Here is a 17,825-nt window from a genome sequence, read left to right as displayed (position 1 = left end):
ATACCTTGTCCGAAGATAGTTTTACGTAACTTTTAATTAATTCTCTTATTGTTAATAGTGCGTAGTATCTCATTGCTCATTTGCATATCAACAAAAACTGCATAAAATGAAATTTCCGCTGCTGAGTTTTATATTCATATTTTGTATTGCGAAACTATATTCTCAGACTTCTACTTCTTCGATTAATAACGGTCAATTTTCGACAAAACCAACTGTTGATTTTTCAGCTATTGAACATTGGCCATCACTAGGGAGATCTACTTTTAAAGAAGTGGAGATAAGTAATAGCGGCAATTTTTTTGTGTACGAACTTATGAATGTGCCGGTGAATGGAAGCACGCTGGTAATTGAAGCAATTAATAATTCGTGGAAACAAGAGTTTCCAAACGCTAAGCAGGGGCATTTTACGGATGACAATGCGCATTACTTATTCAATGTTAATGATTCACTAGGTATTTTATCGATAGGTGATAAGCATACGCTGTATCTTGATAATGTTATTTCTTGGCGTCAACCGAAAGCGAATACAAACCAATGGCTGGCCTATTTAACGAAAAATAAGTCATCTCTTATATTGCGACATATGCCGACAGGCAGAGAGCAACATTTTGATTCCACTCAAAACTATGCTTTTGATGAGCGCGGTCGATGGTTGGCGTTGCAGTTAAATACTGTACGTCATGAGGTGATATTGTGCAACCTTCTTACTGGTAAGCAGCAGAGCTTTCAAGATGCAATTAGCTACTCCTTGAGTAAGGAAGGCGATGTGCTATTGTTACAGACAAAGGTAAGTACCGACGGAAATGACAGGATACAATTACAATGGCTGAACCTAGCTAATAACAATGTCAAAACGATATATGAAGGAAATAACACTGGAATTACTGGGGTTGCAATGGATGACAGTGGTAAGCAAATCACATTTGCAGTCCACGAAGACAGTCAACCGGACTTCAACTCTATATGGTATTACAATGTTGCGATGCCGCAAGCTATCAAAAGGGTTGATGCTCTTTCCGCTGGTATTAGTGCGGGTTTTCAAATTTATGGCACACCTGGTTTTACTGCGAACGGCAGGTACATTACTTTTTCACTCTTGAAAGAAAGAGACAAGCGTGCTATCCCTGAAAATGCCGCAAATATAAATGTTTGGAGCTATGCAGATACTATTTTGCAACCTACGCAAATTTCTCATCTATCAAGACCCGAAAGAGGATCCTATGCTGTAGTAGGAGTTAACAGTGGTCAGGTTGTTATGCTTTCGTCTGATTATGAAAAAATACTAACTATATCAGAAGACTACGCCATAGTACAGAGAGATGTTGCTGGTGACCAGTTTTGGAAATCAAATTATAAAAAGGATAGCATTTGGCTAATCTCATTCAAAGATGGCTCCAAAAAATATTTAGACACTAGGGCTCCAATCTTTATGTTCTCACCTGGTGGGAAGTATGCTATTGGCTTCGATATTGATCAAGGGAGTAATTACTTCAGCTACAACCTAATTACCGGTGAGCGGATAAATATTACATCAACTATTCCAGTTCGGCTTGGTGGTGAAGATGAATACAGCCTGCCACATCCCCGTGCAATGAATTTCTTGGCTGAGATTCCGGCCTGGATCCTTGGTGACGAGGCCGCTTTAATTTATGACGGCTATGACATATGGCAAGTCGACCTGGCAGGCAAAAAAGCACCCGTAAACATCACAAATGGATATGGCCGCTCTCACAATATTAAATTTAGGCTTACGCGGGATAACAATGCAGGTGTATTAAACTCTACAGATCATCTATTACTAACGGCATACAATATCAAAAGTAAGCAAAATGGTTTCTTTCGAAAAAAACTCGACAGGTCTGGTGATCCTGAATTACTCTACATGGGCCCCTACATATTCGATCTTAATGGTATTGGATTTACGACAGGCAATGCTCATCATTTTAATCTGAATGGTCGTGCAGGTATGCCGCCTAAAAAAGCGAATGGGAAAGATATATGGATTGTGAAACGAGAAAATGCCACCGAAGCTCCTAACTATTACTTGACAAAAGATTTTAAGCACTATAAACAGCTGACGTTTTTAGCACCTCAGCAAAAATATAACTGGCTGACTAGCGAACTTATTTCATTTAAGCAATTGGATGGAACAACCAGCCAAGGCATTCTTTACAAGCCGGAGAATTTTGATTCAACTAAAAAGTATCCGCTTTTAATTACTTATTATAAACAACTTTCACACCGATTGTACCAGTATCCGACGCCATATCGAGTAGACGAGGGTACTGTGCAAGTTTCATGGTTTGTCAGTCGCGGTTATTTGGTATTTACGCCAGATATCTATTTCACTCCGGGTGCACGTTCAGTGAGCGGCCTAAATACTGTCGTAGGGGCTGCAGAATATCTAGCCCAATTCCCATTTGTCGACCGCCAAAAAATGGGGATAGCGGGTCATAGTATGGCAGGTGGTTTAACTAATTATATCCTTACACATACAAATATCTTCGCAGCTGTTTTCGAGGGCGCAGGAGGCTCAGATGCGATAAGTGGCACAATATCCTTAACAGGTGAGCCGACTGACAATACAAGTCGCTATGATGCAGACAATGAAGAAGGAAGGGGTACGCTATGGAGTAATCCGAAGTCCTGGTTGGATCAGTCCCCGATTATGACAGCTGATAAGGTTTCCAGTCCATTATTGATATTTCATTGTAAAAATGATTGGGCGCTTCCATTTCATCAAGCCGTTGAGCTGTTTCTTGCCCTGCGACGTTTGGAAAAAAGGGTTTGGCTACTGGAATACGATGAAGAAGGCCATGCTTTAGACAATGTGGCTAATCAAAAAGACTTAACAATCCGCGTCACTCAATTTTTTGATCATTACCTAAAAGATGAGTTACCACCTCGCTGGATGACACATGGAATACCCGCAAAAGCGAAAAAGTTAGAACATGGATATGAATTAGATTCGATTTCAAACTGTGGTGAGAGTTGTTTGATCTGTGATATGAGGAAACAGAAGAAGGATAATTAATGTGGTTAGACTGACAATATATAATTATTATGGTTAAATGCCTTCTACTTACTCACATTTTGGTTTTGGAAATGTAGGCAGTTCTGTATATATACAATACATATATTCTGTTGTAGGAGCATTAAAGTGAATAAATAACATTGCACCAATCTGAAGATTGGTGCAATAGCCAACTTCTATTCTATTTTTGTTTAATTCCCATCTTCAACTGAAATAATAGCTTCGCTCGTGCAACTTACTCCAGTACAGTTTCCTGACGGAACTTGTGCGTAGCAGTGTGTTCCATTAGTGTCGTCGTCAACATCTCTCATTACAGGACTTCCTGAGCATGTTACATTAGCGCAAGAACCACTCATAGGAATGGTCGCAAGGCATACCCTGGTACCGAAAGTTGGCTTAACAGCCAGAGCAGTGCCAACAATAGCGAATACTGCAGCTGCAGTAAACATCAATTTGAATTTTTTCATACTATTTGGAATTAAAAGTTAAAAATTATGCCTACTCTAAGGTTTTCGGCTTCCCCATTTTTTCAACAAACACAGGTAGATCAAGCCGCATTTGTTATTATACTAGTGTGCACAAAAGTCTATGGATGAATAATGCCTAGTAATGTATGATTTGTTATTCGGCCGCTAAAAGCTGCAGTTAATCTTTTATCCTTGTCAAAAAATGCAGTAAAAGGCACATTATAAGCTTTATAAATCTTTATCATAACATTGCCTGTATCAATCCCGTTAATTATATTGGGATGACTTTCTAACTTGAAATATTTGATGAAGCTTTTCATGGATTTTAAATCTGCACTGGTAACGGCGAGTAGTTGGGCATCTTTGTATTTATCAATATTATTGAGCATCTCTCGCATCTGAGCCCGGCAGTATGGACAAGTGGGACTGTAGCAAAACAAAATTGTCTTTTTTCCTGGCTTTAAACTGGAGGTATTAAAATACGTAACACTGTCTGGCCGTAAAATGCTGAAGTCAGTGAGAGGTTCATTCTCCATCCCCGTATTTACAGGCACGTAAACTTCTTCTTTGCAAGAAATAAACCACAGTCCGATCACAACCAATATTTTTATTTTCATCTGTTCTAATTTTAAATTAATGAGACAACAACCGTTTAAATCTTATCACAAAAGATGTATTCTCCATGATATACTGAAAGGATATCAGCACAACAAACAAACACAACAGACAAACCTTCAGTCTTGATGAAATGTCATCCCAAACACTTGATCAAATTTCTGAAGACCTAGTAGGTAATGTGCGTCCCTGATCTACTTGCAGTATTGTCCTGTATAAGAAAATGGCAACTAGACCTAGTACAATGAATATAGAATTAAAAACCAGGTGTCCTTTCCAACTAAGCGCTTGCAGTAGACCACCGCATGAACATGGCAAATGTTCATAATTAGTCATCATGTAAATTATATATACTGTAAACCACGTCATCAGTGCCGTTGCAACGTAAAGCCCTTTTATCCTGGTTATTGGAATAAAAACCAAAAGAGCAATAGCTATTTCGGTGAATGGCAACAGCCAGGATACAACATGAGCAATAGGTGTCAAAAGCGGCATCATTGCCATTTCTTCACGGGATAGATTGTAGTCTGATAACTTACTGACCGCAGTGTATAACATAAGGCTTATGTATAAAACTGAGATAACCTCAATTGTTATTCTTCCTATTTTCATAAAACGTACTTTTCGTTATCATTTGATTTGGATACTGTATCGAACCAGCAAAACGGAGGAGGTCCGTCCAGAAGTATTTAGCTTATGGGACAGAGAAAGGTTGGAAGGTAATAATCGCATGTAAACACCTACTTTTGGATTCGCCGATAACCTGTGTTATACAACACGAAATCCGGCACTACTCCAACTCAATGACGCGTTTCAGATTCTTGCATATTAGAATTAGAATGCTGAGATCTGAATAGGCCTGAGCATGGGCAAAGACGTATAGCTTAAGGGCCAAGCTATGTAACCCAAACACCATTTCAAGATCTTAATTCGTGGATACCAGCTGATCGATAGCCATAAACCTTCTTAAATTTAGTTCGTCAATAGGTCAATTTTAAAGATACTCCATAAATTGGGTCAAAAGTTAAGTCGAGGGAGCGTTAGTTGTGGTCAATTTTGCGATTTCATCCCTAATCGAGATACTGGTATAAATTCCTTTAGCAATTATCCCCTACAATTTAACTATAAAGCTAAGGGTAGCTGAATGTAAACTAACCGCAGTGGCATAAATTGTCCTTATTTTATTGCAATTTGATAGCAAGTATCAGAAGTGATTGCTTGAATAGCAGTCCTAACGGTTATTCAACAACTAGATAGTAGACAATTGGGGGCATCCGCGCGATTACTTCCATCGTCTCCGTCCAGCAGATTCAGTGAATCCAGCCAGTTCCCGGCAATTTGAGCGACTCGCGATGCTTCTATATTATTTCCTTTTTCACAATTCGCGTGCAATAGGTATGAGTAACTGCTTTCTCGGAAAGGCATAGGACTGACCCGAAGTAAGATTTTGGCCGCCCTTTATTTTTTTCTACTGATTGGTGTGCGATAATTGGGATAATCCAGCACCGAAGAAAGCTGCTAACAGAATGATGAATTCAGCAGTCATTAATACCCAGGAGTTTGAACGAGATTAGGAGCCCTTTGCAACTCACTAAGAGGCAGCGGATACCATTGCTGCGAACTTTTCCAGGGATCACCGTTAGCCTTCATCGGGGTTACTGTTGCCATAACAGCATCGATTGTTCCAGTTCTTTTAAGATCCAACCATCGATGTCCCCATTCCGTAAACAGCTCAACTTGCCGTTCGTGATAGATGGCAGACAATATAGATTCTTTGTCACTTGCTAGGGAGGCGATCAAACCAGCTCTTGATCTGATTGCGTTTAGGTCATTTTGTGCTCCTGTAATATTATTTTGTTGAGCCCTGGCTTCGGCTCTAATTAAATATTGCTCCCCTAATCGTAGAACCATCAGGTACTCAGTCTGAGCATCAGGGTTGGTAATCGAAAGGTCCTGAGTTCCATTTTTGTATTTATATGGGAAGTAATAAGTGTTGGTACCAACAGTAGTAACATTAATCCAATTGCCATTTTTGCCTCGTTCATCTCCTGCTTCAAAACTATTTAACAATTGAGGACTTATGTATACAGGATTAGTGGCATCATTGCCGTCAGTTGGTCCGGTAGACGGGATGATGAAAGTAATTGCTTCCTGCGTATTGAAGTATAATGTTGTGGGTTGTAGTTGCCAGATCGCTTCTTCGCTATTTTTTAAAAAAGCATCGTTCAAGGCAGGCAAACTATAAAGGCCGGCGTTATTAACGACGTTCGTCGCTTTTTCTTCAGCACCTAAATAATTGCCGGTGTATAGATACACCCTCGCTAACAAAGCTGTCGCAGCCCACTTGATTGGCCTAACTCGTTCCGTTGAACCTTTCAGTAACGTGGCGTCTACGTAGTTTTCTGATAGCAGTTGCTCGGCCTCTAATAAATCAGCTATAATCTGTTTGTAAACTTCTGTTTTTGGAGAACGTGCAAGCAAGCTATTTATCTTATAATCTGATGTCATTGCTATCGGAACGTCGCCAAAAAGATTAACAAGGTAAAAATAATAGAACGCTCTAAGGAACCTTGCTTCACCCATCAACTGCTTTTTCACAGCAGGGTCCAACGCGTTAGCGGATTGTGAATTTAACCCCTCTATTGCTGAGTTCGAAAGGAAAACAAAACTATAAAGCTGCGTCCAGTGTTCCCAGCCCGTGCCATTGGTTAGATTATTTGCTGACAATGAATTCTTATAGTATCCGATATGAATTGGGTTTGTTACTCCGCTATATAATGTTAATTCATCGGCCGACAATCCGGAAAGTAGTGAAATACTTTGACTGCTACTAATAGAAGAGAAACCGGACGAGTTGGTCATATTGGTATAGATAGCAGTCAGTGTCGCAATAGCACTAGCATTATCAGTGTAAACATTGGGCTGCACAACAATGTTGTTAGGAGGAGGAACCTCAACTAGTTTTTTACATCCTATCTCGGCTAATATAGCAAAGCAAATCAATATTACCCGAATTTTGCATTGTTGTATTATCAAAAAACTACAACACTTAAATATACAATTCGTAGTCATGATCATTTCTTTTTAATGAAAAGTTTGCTGCTCGTAAATATTTCACAGTTCCACCCTTAATCCAATTGTCATTATTCTTAACGGCGGAAGACTTGAAGCATTCTTACTCTCAGGATCTATACCAGTAAAGTCTGTGATTGTGGCGATATTTTGCCCCTGAAAATAGATTTGTACATTTTGCAATGAAACCTTCTCCAGCCACTTGGATGGAAATCGCCACGACAATGAAATATTTTTCAATCGTATATAAGATGCCGCAAATGAATTCCCTGCATCACTATATTCTGCCCAGGGGATAACCGTAAGATCGGAATTGTAACGAGCATGCGTAGCGTTATCACCGGGCTTTTGCCACCGATTCAGCACTGTCACGGGTTGATTACTTGATGAACTGGAAAACGATCCTGGAATTCGGCTACCATTAGAAAACAGCAAATTTTTTGCCCCCAATTGTCTAACAAACTGGAAGAGAAAATCAACTTCAAAACCTTTCCAGGTTACAGTGTTCTGAAAACCGCCATAGAACCTCGGAAGAGTGTTAACAAGAACTATATAATCATCTGGATAATTTGGTTCGCCAATCGGCTTACCTTCTTTGTCGGCCAGAATGTAGAGTCCTGTTGCTTGATCAACGCCGATGTATCGAGGAACTTTTTGGATTCCGAGCGGCTGACCTACAATGACCCCATTAAAACCGGACGCGTAAGGCGACGCCTCTATGTTGGGAAACTTTATTACTTTGTTCTTTGGAATCGTTAAATTGACATTGCTAGTCCAAATAAATTCTCTTGTTTTCCAATTTGTTGAATTGAGTGAAAACTCCCAACTAGTGTTTTGAACAGATGCAGGAAAATTACTAATAATGGAAGGGAAACCTGCCATGTCCGGTAGTTGGAATTGTGTGATTTGATTAGACGAACGGTTGATGCTATATGTACCGTTGACAATAATTCTATCATCGAAAAAACCAAGATCTACGCCGATCTGCCATTTCCGTGTTTCTTCCCATTGAATATATGGATTAGGAAGCGCATTAGGACCTAATCCATCGGTGCCTTGGTAAGGAATGCCTGCAAAGGTATTATAATAGGCGTTTAAGTATGAATAATCTCCGATCTGATCATTGCCCGTTGTTCCATAACTCGAACGGATCTTACCAAAACTCAAAAAACGGATATTATTTTGTATTATTTTTTCCTGGGTAAATATCCAGGCAGCTCCCACGCTTCCAAAATTATGAAACCTGTTTCTTTCACCGAAGCGACTACTTCCATCCCTACGAGCAGTCAAATTCACAATGTATTTATTGCTGAAATTGTAATTTAATCTGCCAAATACAGCGTTGTATTTATATATAGCATCAAAAGGGCTAATTGCTATCGTAGTTGCTGCTGAAAGGTTCTTTAGCTGATAATCACTAGCATATCCTGAAGCTGACAAGCCTAATAATTCAGTATTATTTTGCTGAATTGTCATACCTATTAAGGCATCTATTTTTCCCATACCCAACGTCTTTCTATACAGAATTTGAGGTTCAATAATCCATGAATTAATATCTTTATTTACATATGAAGCAGACCTGGGCGTAGTGGGACGTCTATTCGGCTGAATCGCTTCCAGAGGTTTGGGTGTATATGCTCTTGATTGTAAATTATTGTATCCAAAACTACCTACAACCTCTAGCCCAGGAAAAATCAAATAAGTCAGCTTTGAGTTGCTTATCAAATTCCTCGTTTTATTTTCATATTTTCTATACTTAATATAAGCAAGCGGATTTTCCCATGTCGCCGCTCCTGAAGGATTAAGTTGCCAGTTCAATGAACCATCTGTATTATAAAGTGGCGGAGCAACTGGTTCTAATCGAATGGCTCTTTGCGTTAAATCGATTTCAGGTAAATGATTATCGTCGAATAGATAACTACCTGACATTTGAACTTGAAATTTTTTATTCGGGGAAGCGGCGTTCACACTAAAATGTACCGATCCTCGTTTATCATCAAAATTCCCTGGAAAAACAGTCGTACTTTTATTATAAGTTGCCCCTATAAGGTATTGTACACCTTCTGTCCCTCCTGAGATAGAGCTGTTGATGTTAGTGTATTGGGCGGTTTCACCAATTAATGTTTTTTGCCAGTCCGTGTAGCGAGTCGTATCCCAACGTTTTAAATCATTTGCAGATACAGAAGGATCTGTCCAGTCAATTCCATCGTTCTTAAAAGCTTCATAGCGCATATCCAAATATTGTCGGGAGTCGAGCATCTTCACTTTCTTAGGCACTTTGCCCCAGCCCTGTTGTAAATCGATCCTCAATTTTGTTTTACCTGGCTTTCCCTTTTTTGTGGTTATCAGAATAACACCATTGGCTCCGCGTGATCCATATATTGCAGTAGCATCAGCATCTTTAAGTACATCAATGGATTCTATTTCTGCTGGGTTTATGAAACTTAAGGGGGTCCCATCGGTATTAGTACCACCTGTTAATGGTCCTCCGCCGCCAGTGTTGGTAAACACAGAAGGATACGGGATTCCGTCGACTACAATCAGTGGCTCGTTTGCTTCCGGCCTAATGCTGTTCTGTCCTTGAATACGAACAGTCACAGCGCCATTAGCCACACCTGTGTTTTGTGTGATAAATAACCCGGGCACACGACCTTGGATGGCTAGCATGGGATTTGTGACCGGTTGCCTCTCAATATCTTTTGCTTTAACACCGCTCACATTACCTGTACTAAATCTCTTCGTGGTTGTGCCGTAACCGATGACTATAGTTTCATCCAGCTTGTTTACATCAATATTCATTCTAACCAGGATGGATCCATCTTTTACTGTCGATTCCCTTGGTTCATACCCAATTGAGCTTATAAGCAAGGTATTATTCCTTTTAACATCTTTTAAAATGAAGTATCCCATTGGGTCGGTAGTTGTTCCTTGTTGCGTTCCTTTAACCTGTACGGTTGCTCCTTGTACAGGTTTTCCATCTGCATCGGTTACCCTTCCGGATAACAGGGGGATTATTCCTGCCGTATCAACCTTTATGTTATTTTCTTTGCGATCTGCCTTTCTAGGCATTAGTAATATACTTTCGTCCGCTATTTGCCACTGTAGATTTCTTCCCTTAAACAGGTATTCCATTACTTCCGATACAGTCGATTTCTTAAAATTTACCGTTACTCGTTCGTCCAGATCCAGTTCTACCTTCTGATTGGCGTACATCAATGAAAAGCCCGTCTGGTTCTTTATCTCTTTAAACAGGTCTTTCAACCTGATACCTTTGGATGAGAATGTAATGGTTGGATCTTTTTGACCGGTAGTAGCCTTTGCGGTAGATGATAAAATGAGGCATAACATAAGCGGTAGCATTAGCCTGTAAATATTACAGGCCTGTAGCAGTTTAGCCATTTGATTTTGGTTTAAGCAATAAATAATTATTGTACTGTCACTGGCAGTATTACATTGTTCCCTGATAGTTGGTGTAGGTCTATTTTTAGCTCCCTTTGCTAATAAAACACCAATAAACCGAATCCGGGCTATTTGGTTGAAATTATCCACCTCTGCAGCACGACTCAGTTGAAGCCACGCTCCAATAAATACCTCATTAACAATCGGTTTGCATACTTATTCAATTTTATGTTTTAACTTTAATGCATAGCTAACAAACCACATGGTGTAACGGGGACAAACTACTTAAGCACATCTGGCTTTGCCAACCTCCACTTCCCTCATTTATTACGAAATAGAATACGTTTTTACTACACCAGCGTAGTAAAAGGTTCTATTTTGATCTATTGATAACTTTTTTATTAAGTTTGTATCAAATATCTTTATCCCCCTTATCCTGTTCGTTAGTCATGGAAAGTATTGCCATTTTGATAGATAAATTGATCTGCAATGAGATTCTACGAAGAGGATGCGAAGCTGCTCTTAGAGCATTTGGAAGCCGGGGACACCAGGGCTTTTGCATTTATCTACGAAAACTATCGAAAACTGCTGACCGTGTCAGCCATCATGATCTTAAAGGACGAAGAAGCTGCAAAGGATCTAGTTCAGCAATTTTATATTGACTTTTTTGAGCACCAACTATATCGTAAAATAAAAGCACCCTACAGTTTCAAAGCCTATTTGGTCAATTGTGTCAGAAATCGTTGTTTAAATCTAATAAGGGATACGGGTCGCCAAAAGAGAAGAAATGATCAGATGTTGGCCCAGTTTAATGCTAATGAACTTACAGATTCAGACCAGGACGATCAGGACTTCACAGAACCATTGAACGATGCGCTTCGGGCCGCATGTCAACAAATGCCTTTGAGTGTAAAGGCCATAGAGTTAAGATACTTCCAGGGTATGTCGCGGGAAGAAATCGCGAATCAGCTGGGCATCAGCACTAACACAGTGAAGAATAATCTTATACGGGGGTTAAAAATGCTCAGGCAATATCTTAACATAAAAATCTCGAATGATAATAGCCCGTTATCTCACAAATAGTGTTTTATGATAGTATGCATCCGACCACTGAGTATATTCATTATCTAATAGCCGTAAAACTCGCCGGCCAAGCGACCGATGCTGAACTTCAGCAACTGGATGAGTTACTCAAAACAAACGATGCAGCTAAACAGCAGTGGAAAAATGCCGTTGAGGGAATTTCAACTGAAGATATCGAGAACCGGTTCAATAAAATAGATGAATGGAACTGGAAGGATATTAACGAAATTCAACCCAAAAGCCATAGGAGAAAAATAGCCTGGAGCGTATTGCTGGCAGCTGCCGTAATCAGTGCAGTGGTTGTATCGATATCTATTTTTAAAGCGCCCTCTCCTCCTCAGAAAACCGGCATTTCGCAGGCTACCACCTCCCGAAATATTCAGCTTCAACTAAGTAATGGCCAGGTATATACATTAACAGGTGATTCAACCAGTGAGCAATTGGATGTCGGTGTGCTGCAAAACTCTGCCAAGACGCTGACCTATAAGATTGATAATGCTACGGGGAATGAGGCAGTATTAACTGCCATGAATAGTTTGAGGGTGCCTGTAGGTCAGGATTATAAGATCGTCTTATCAGATGGCAGCAAAATATGGTTGAACTCGCAAACGGAGATAAAATTCCCATTTAAATTTCAGAAAAGTTCGCGCGAAATTTTTATAAATGGGGAGGCATACCTGGAAGTGGCTAAAGATGCAGCGCGTCCTTTCCTGGTCCACGCCGCCAATAGTACGATTAGAGTACTCGGCACCTCTTTTAACGTGAATACGTACGATTCCGCGGTTACCAGGGTGGCTTTAGTGGAGGGTTCTGTGCGGCTTGTGACTCAATCGGCCGAAACGAACATTACACCTGGCTATGAGGCGGTCTATAAAAATCAAAAGGTATCCATTGCTAAATTTGATGAGGACATAGCGTTAGCCTGGAAGTCAGGGCGACTATATTTTGAAAATGCTACCATTCAGGAAATATCTGGCGTGCTCCCCCGTTGGTTTGGCGTTGAGGTACAATTCGATTCCCCGGCTTTGATGACGGAAACTTTTACCGGTGTAGTTAATCGCAAAATGCCCATCACTGTATTTTTGGACAAGCTAACAAAGATCACTGGCGCTAAGTACTATTTTGATAAGAAAGGTGTATTGCACATAAAATAGTTATTGTTGACATGGGTTTGTGTAAACAACAAGTCATGGATCCACCGCGGTTATAACCGACTTCATAAGGTAAGGTTAAACAGTCTGTCGGATAGCCATCAGATTTCCTGTTTTCTCAATTCTCTCTTCTGCAGTCGGTTTCTAATAAATTTTGATGTATTCGAAAAACCCAAAGGCATCCAAGCGGCTTGTCCGTTTGGATGCCTGAACAATTAGCTATGTACCTTGATTTAAGACTAATGAAGGGCAGCGAACGGCTTTTGGAGTCAAATGGCAAAGCATTCCCAAAAGGGACCAGGATGGCGCGTGCTATCTGTGTGTCATCGGCAAAAAACAATCTAACTGTGAGCGGTGACGTGATCCAGGTGAAGAATTGTCCGGCAGCATTTATTGGATTGGTCGCTACCTTGGCTTTCCAGATACGCAATGATGTCATTTTTGTCAAAACCCTCGTTGGTTTTGGCATTATGAATTGCAGTGATAAAACACATAACCTATACTCTCAAGCCACAACACGAGCCGTCGATTATGCAGCGAAAGAGGTTCAATCATTTGACTTCCATATTCAAGAGGGGTCGCTTTCCGGTTTTATTTGAGCGACGGCCATTCCTTCAACTTGTGAACGCAAAAATTCTTGTAAAAAGTATTCTTTATGATTTAGCCAATCATAAATAAATCCGTCATCGCCAGCAAATGTTTCGGTCAGCGTAACCTCGAATGAACATGTTTTATAAAAGGAACAAAAGGCCTTCAACCGCCCTTTGTCGACGAATATTGAAATAAAATTATATTTCTCCGGGAAAGATGACGTTAGCGTGTCGAAGTTCTACGACGATCCCCTGCCCTCAAAATACATTCTGAGCTGTCTGTTACCGGCTTTATGCGAGGTGAATAACAATAAAAGACAGGCCAAACATTTGTGGCGAACACCAGCCCAAATTAAATATTGAGTATCTTGCAGAAATTCCCGTTGAAACTAACTGCCATATGTATGTATCGAGACTACGCTTATGGAACTTTCGGAAGTTCGGTTCCGCCGCCCCTTTCGATCTTTTGCTTCCCCATCTGGATCTGAACCTTAAGAGTGGTTTGAATCTGCTGATAGGGGAAAACGATTCGGGCAAGACAGCTATTATAGACGCGCTCAAACTTGTACTGAAAACGCATAGTTTGGAGTGGCTAAGGATCGAAGATGAAGATTTCTTTGAGGGCACATCACGTCTACGTATTGAGTGTTATATCACAGCGTTGAGCGATGATGAGGCCAGAAATTTCACAGAATGGCTGGGTTGGGATGGCCGCAATCCCTACCTAAAGCTGATGCTGGACGTCACGCGAATTCCGGACCGTATTTTGCCTGCAGAGGTGAAAGCGGGGGCCGATGACGAGGGACTGCAGTTGTCGGCAGAAGCCAGAGACAAGCTAAAAATCACCTATTTACGGCCGCTTCGCGATGCGGAAAACGAGCTTTCTTCTCGCCGCAATTCCCGGCTTTCTCAAATACTACATAGCCACCAGGCGTTTAATAACCAGATGCCCCATCGGCTGGTTACACTGACTCAGCAGGCGAATGCGGAGGTCGCAGCCTACTTTGACGGCAAAGACTCCGATGGCAACGATCTACCTGTCGCCGCGCAGGGGGGCAAAGAGTTGAAAACAGCTATAGACCAATACCTGACACAGTTCTCAGGTAAAAAAACCGCCTTTAGCGTCAATTCCCAAGATCTAAAACAAATACTTGAATCCCTTTCGCTGTTGTTTGATAATGGCTATAACCTCGGATTAGGTAGCCACAATCTCCTTTGCATAGCGGCGGAGCTGTTGCATCTGGCGAAAAATCCTGACGATAGTCTGAGGTTGGGGTTAATCGAAGAAATTGAAGCCCACCTCCATCCTCAGGTGCAAATGCAGGTAATTGAAACGTTGCAATCTGAAGCCGAGAAAAACAAGGTTCAACTGCTGATCACCAGTCACAGCCCGAACATCGGTTCCAAAATTCACCTCAACCACCTGATCATCTGCCAAAAAGGAAGGGCCTTCCCTATGGGAGCAGATCATACCTTACTCACAGCGACTGACTATTCGTTTCTGCAGCGATTTCTCGACACCACAAAAGCAAACCTATTTTTTGCACGCGGAGTGATATTGGTAGAGGGCTGGGCCGAAGAACTGATTTTACCGGTTCTAGCGAAAAAAATTGGCTTCAATTTGACTGAAAGAGGGGTGTCGGTAGTGAATGTAGGCAATACCGCATTTTTACGTTATGCCGGTATTTTCAAACGACGACAGCAACCAGAGATGGAAGTCAAGGTATCCGTGGTGACGGACGTGGACATAAAACCATTACTTGCGGGTGAAAACATCGAAGAAGATGACCCGAATAATCCCGGCCATAAGAGAACCAGACCCTATACACAACCGGAGATTAATGGACGGCTAGCCAATGCGATCACAACAAAGGAACATAAATACAATGGCCAATGCGTAAGAACTTTCGTCAGCCCTTTGTGGACACTGGAATACTGTATTGCCTCCTCACCAAAATTAAGAAGGCTATTTTATTTATCAGTGCTGAAAGCCCTGCGGGAACAAAAGATAGATGAGGGGGTGCAGGATCTTCGAAACTATGATAACGCCATTGCCAACATTGCCACCCATTTTACCAACTGGTCAGAGCCAGCTGAAAAAATTGCTTTCGATATATACAACCATATTCTGAGTGGAAAGACCACGCTGTCCGTGGCAAAGGAAAAAATATCGAAGGCAATAGTAGCACAGATGTTTGCCAGAGAACTGGAGATCGACGCTAGCAATACCGACTACAGGACGGAGACAAGCCTTACATACCTTTTTGATGCTATTACATATGCTGCAAATAACTAACGACGATATAGCCTATGCAGAACAGATTCTTTTTAGCAGAACCGGTGTCTTTGATCAGGAAAGGATCCGCTTTATCTGCGAACTGGACACCTGTGATTTGCAAGCCGTTCCAGGAAGCGGAAAAACGACAGTACTGCTGGCCAAGCTGTTGATCCTTGAGCGCTATCTGCCACTGGCGGATAGCCGGGCAATTCTTGTCATTTCGCACACCAATGCAGCGGTTGATGAAATCAGGGATAAAATCTCAGCTTATTGTCCCAAACTATTTTCGTCGCCCCATTTTATAGGCACAATTCAAGGTTTCGTGGATAAATTCCTGGCTATCCCTTATTATACAGTCAAGTTCAAACGCAGACCCAAGCGAATAGACGATGAGATTTACTATGAAAAGGTCAGCAGGTTCTCTACCACAGTGTTAGGTGGACGCCCCATAATTGACCAAAACAACGCGAGATATTACCTGAATTTCTATCAAAATGTTGGGGATCTACGTTTTGCATTGGTTGGCAATGCGGTGCGTTTAACAACCGGAATTAATGGTCCTGACATTTCAATCAAAAGGCCTCGTAGCACAGCTGCGACAGACTGGAACCCTGTACAAAAACAGGGCGTGCTCGCCTGGCTGCATACGTTCAAACTTAAGATATTAAAGGACGGATACCTATGCTTTGATGATGCCTATTATCTTGCTGATCGCTACCTGGCCGAATTTCCCAGAATCACCTCCATCCTGCAAAAAAGATTTCAGTTTGTGTTTGTTGATGAGATGCAGGACATGGCCAAACACCAATATGAATTGCTGGAGAGGGTATTTGCAAACAGTCCAGCTAATACTACCATTTATCAGCGGATTGGCGACAAAAACCAGGCGATCTATAGTAATATATCACAAGGACAGCATACCTGGGCAGACCGACCGCTGGTATTGCAATTAAACGGCAGTCATCGACTATCGCCTCATGTTGCCAGGATAGTTGAAAAAATCGCCCATACCCCCATTCAGATTACCGGCCATCAGACCAATGCGGATGGTACCCCCATAGACCTGTTGCCCCATATTCTGATATACAATGACAGAAACATCGGGGCTGTTATCTCTCATTTTGCCCAGCTCATTGCCCAATACCGAGCCTCGGGCGATTTGCCACGGACCGGGAGCCAAAAGTATAAAGCTATTTGCTGGAATGCACAGGCAGACCCACAGAGAATAAGACTAACCACTTATCATCCTTCATTTGACAGACGTAGACACACTCCCAAAGTCAACTACAGCAGTCTGGAAAGTTATCTGCATCATTCTTCAAACAACGCATTTGCAGGTGTGGTAAAAAACATTTACAATGCACTGTTACGGGTATTAAGGTTAGAAGCTGTGGAACCAACACCGGGGTTATCCTATAACAAAACAGAACTCAATAAATTCCTGAAAGAACAACATCCGCAGGTCTATGACACACTGCAGAGAAATCTTTATCGTTGGAGCAGGCAGATCTTGATGGGCCAGTCCCCTACGACTCTGATAGAGATACGCGCATTTTTACCAATGCTGTTAGCGCTCTTTCAAAAAAATATCCATCATGCAAATAACTTTGTTAATGGACCACCTGTAGTTGTAGCCGCGAATGTAGCAGCTGTGGCCCACCCTATGCAACATCCCAATGTATTTGTACACCCGGATTTCAACATTGAAGTAATGACCGTTCATGCCTGTAAGGGGCAAACTCATACAGCCACGCTCTATATGGAAAGTCATTATCAGAAAGACATAGGGGGCGCAGGCAGCCATGAATCCGAACGCCTGGCTGATTTCTTATTGGGTGCTGCTCGCCCCAACCAGCTTCACAAATTCGTTGAACAGTCTCTAAAAATGGCATATGTAGGCTTTTCCCGGCCCACGCACCTGCTCTGCTTTGCTGTGCACGAAAGACATTACCTTGCTCGTTTGACAGGATTACTACAACGGGATTGGACATTTTCCCATATACCGTAATAGTAGCCGTAAGTAGGTACATAGTCCGGAAGTGAAAGTGCTGCAGCTGTAATAAGAAAACTTATCATTATCGATACTTGTTTTTTATTTCCTTTTAGTTTATACCAGAGATATCTCGCTCACCACTA

Annotated in this window: 10 protein-coding genes; 6 read left to right on the top strand and 4 right to left on the bottom strand. The window is 41.4% G+C overall.

Annotation, left to right across the window (positions count from 1 at the left end; translation table 11 throughout):
- Positions 1-106 precede the first annotated feature (106 nt).
- Positions 107-3,034: a S9 family peptidase gene (locus C7475_RS00255; protein WP_110049771.1), complete on the top strand. Its 2,928-nt coding sequence runs from the start codon at positions 107-109 to the stop codon at positions 3,032-3,034.
- 586 nt (positions 3,035-3,620) lie between these two features.
- Here the strand turns inward: C7475_RS00255 and C7475_RS00250 are convergent.
- The 4 genes from C7475_RS00250 to C7475_RS00235 form a co-directional block, all read right to left on the bottom strand.
- Positions 3,621-4,118: a peroxiredoxin gene (locus C7475_RS00250; protein ID WP_110049769.1), complete on the bottom strand. Its 498-nt coding sequence runs from the start codon at positions 4,116-4,118 to the stop codon at positions 3,621-3,623.
- A 151-nt stretch (positions 4,119-4,269) separates the two neighbouring features.
- On the bottom strand, positions 4,270-4,728 hold the full coding sequence (locus C7475_RS00245) for a MauE/DoxX family redox-associated membrane protein (RefSeq protein WP_110049767.1): 459 nt from the start codon (positions 4,726-4,728) through the stop codon (positions 4,270-4,272).
- Positions 4,729-5,661: 933 nt separating this feature from the next.
- On the bottom strand, positions 5,662-7,188 hold the full coding sequence (locus C7475_RS00240; RefSeq protein WP_158286369.1) for a RagB/SusD family nutrient uptake outer membrane protein: 1,527 nt from the start codon (positions 7,186-7,188) through the stop codon (positions 5,662-5,664).
- Between the two features lie 42 nt (positions 7,189-7,230).
- Positions 7,231-10,587 (bottom strand): SusC/RagA family TonB-linked outer membrane protein, encoded by a 3,357-nt coding sequence (locus tag C7475_RS00235; RefSeq protein WP_110049763.1) that lies wholly within the window; start codon positions 10,585-10,587, stop codon positions 7,231-7,233.
- Positions 10,588-11,076: 489 nt separating this feature from the next.
- On the opposite strand from C7475_RS00235, the gene C7475_RS00230 reads away from it, so the two are divergent.
- From C7475_RS00230 to C7475_RS00210, 5 genes are all read left to right on the top strand, one after another.
- Complete coding sequence (locus C7475_RS00230) at positions 11,077-11,670, top strand: RNA polymerase sigma factor (protein ID WP_110049760.1); 594 nt, start codon at positions 11,077-11,079, stop codon at positions 11,668-11,670.
- 14 nt (positions 11,671-11,684) lie between these two features.
- Positions 11,685-12,824 carry a FecR family protein gene (locus C7475_RS00225; RefSeq protein WP_110049758.1) on the top strand — a complete coding sequence of 380 codons (1,140 nt, stop codon included), beginning with the start codon at positions 11,685-11,687 and terminating at the stop codon, positions 12,822-12,824.
- Positions 12,825-13,024: 200 nt separating this feature from the next.
- Positions 13,025-13,420 carry a hypothetical protein gene (locus tag C7475_RS00220; protein ID WP_110049755.1) on the top strand — a complete coding sequence of 132 codons (396 nt, stop codon included), beginning with the start codon at positions 13,025-13,027 and terminating at the stop codon, positions 13,418-13,420.
- A 391-nt stretch (positions 13,421-13,811) separates the two neighbouring features.
- The gene (locus tag C7475_RS00215; RefSeq protein ID WP_110049753.1) at positions 13,812-15,707 is read left to right on the top strand and encodes an ATP-dependent endonuclease; all 1,896 of its coding nucleotides are present in this window, start codon (positions 13,812-13,814) and stop codon (positions 15,705-15,707) included.
- Positions 15,691-17,697: a UvrD-helicase domain-containing protein gene (locus C7475_RS00210; protein ID WP_158286368.1), complete on the top strand. Its 2,007-nt coding sequence runs from the start codon at positions 15,691-15,693 to the stop codon at positions 17,695-17,697. The genes C7475_RS00215 and C7475_RS00210 overlap by 17 nt, the downstream gene beginning before the upstream one ends.
- Positions 17,698-17,825 lie beyond the last annotated feature (128 nt).

Origin of the sequence: Chitinophaga sp. S165 (assembly GCF_003182155.1) — a bacterium.
Taxonomy (GTDB): domain Bacteria; phylum Bacteroidota; class Bacteroidia; order Chitinophagales; family Chitinophagaceae; genus Chitinophaga.
The sequence above is the reverse complement of the archived record's forward strand: the minus strand, read 5'-3'. Positions and strand labels throughout refer to the sequence as shown.

Coding starts and splice junctions, on each gene's coding strand:
- C7475_RS00255 (WP_110049771.1), top strand. CDS start 107: ATGAAATTTCCGCTGCTGAGTTTTATATTCATATTTTGTATTGCGAAA.
- C7475_RS00250 (WP_110049769.1), bottom strand. CDS start 4,118: ATGAAAATAAAAATATTGGTTGTGATCGGACTGTGGTTTATTTCTTGC.
- C7475_RS00245 (WP_110049767.1), bottom strand. CDS start 4,728: ATGAAAATAGGAAGAATAACAATTGAGGTTATCTCAGTTTTATACATA.
- C7475_RS00240 (WP_158286369.1), bottom strand. CDS start 7,188: ATGACTACGAATTGTATATTTAAGTGTTGTAGTTTTTTGATAATACAA.
- C7475_RS00235 (WP_110049763.1), bottom strand. CDS start 10,587: ATGGCTAAACTGCTACAGGCCTGTAATATTTACAGGCTAATGCTACCG.
- C7475_RS00230 (WP_110049760.1), top strand. CDS start 11,077: ATGAGATTCTACGAAGAGGATGCGAAGCTGCTCTTAGAGCATTTGGAA.
- C7475_RS00225 (WP_110049758.1), top strand. CDS start 11,685: ATGCATCCGACCACTGAGTATATTCATTATCTAATAGCCGTAAAACTC.
- C7475_RS00220 (WP_110049755.1), top strand. CDS start 13,025: ATGCCTGAACAATTAGCTATGTACCTTGATTTAAGACTAATGAAGGGC.
- C7475_RS00215 (WP_110049753.1), top strand. CDS start 13,812: ATGTATGTATCGAGACTACGCTTATGGAACTTTCGGAAGTTCGGTTCC.
- C7475_RS00210 (WP_158286368.1), top strand. CDS start 15,691: ATGCTGCAAATAACTAACGACGATATAGCCTATGCAGAACAGATTCTT.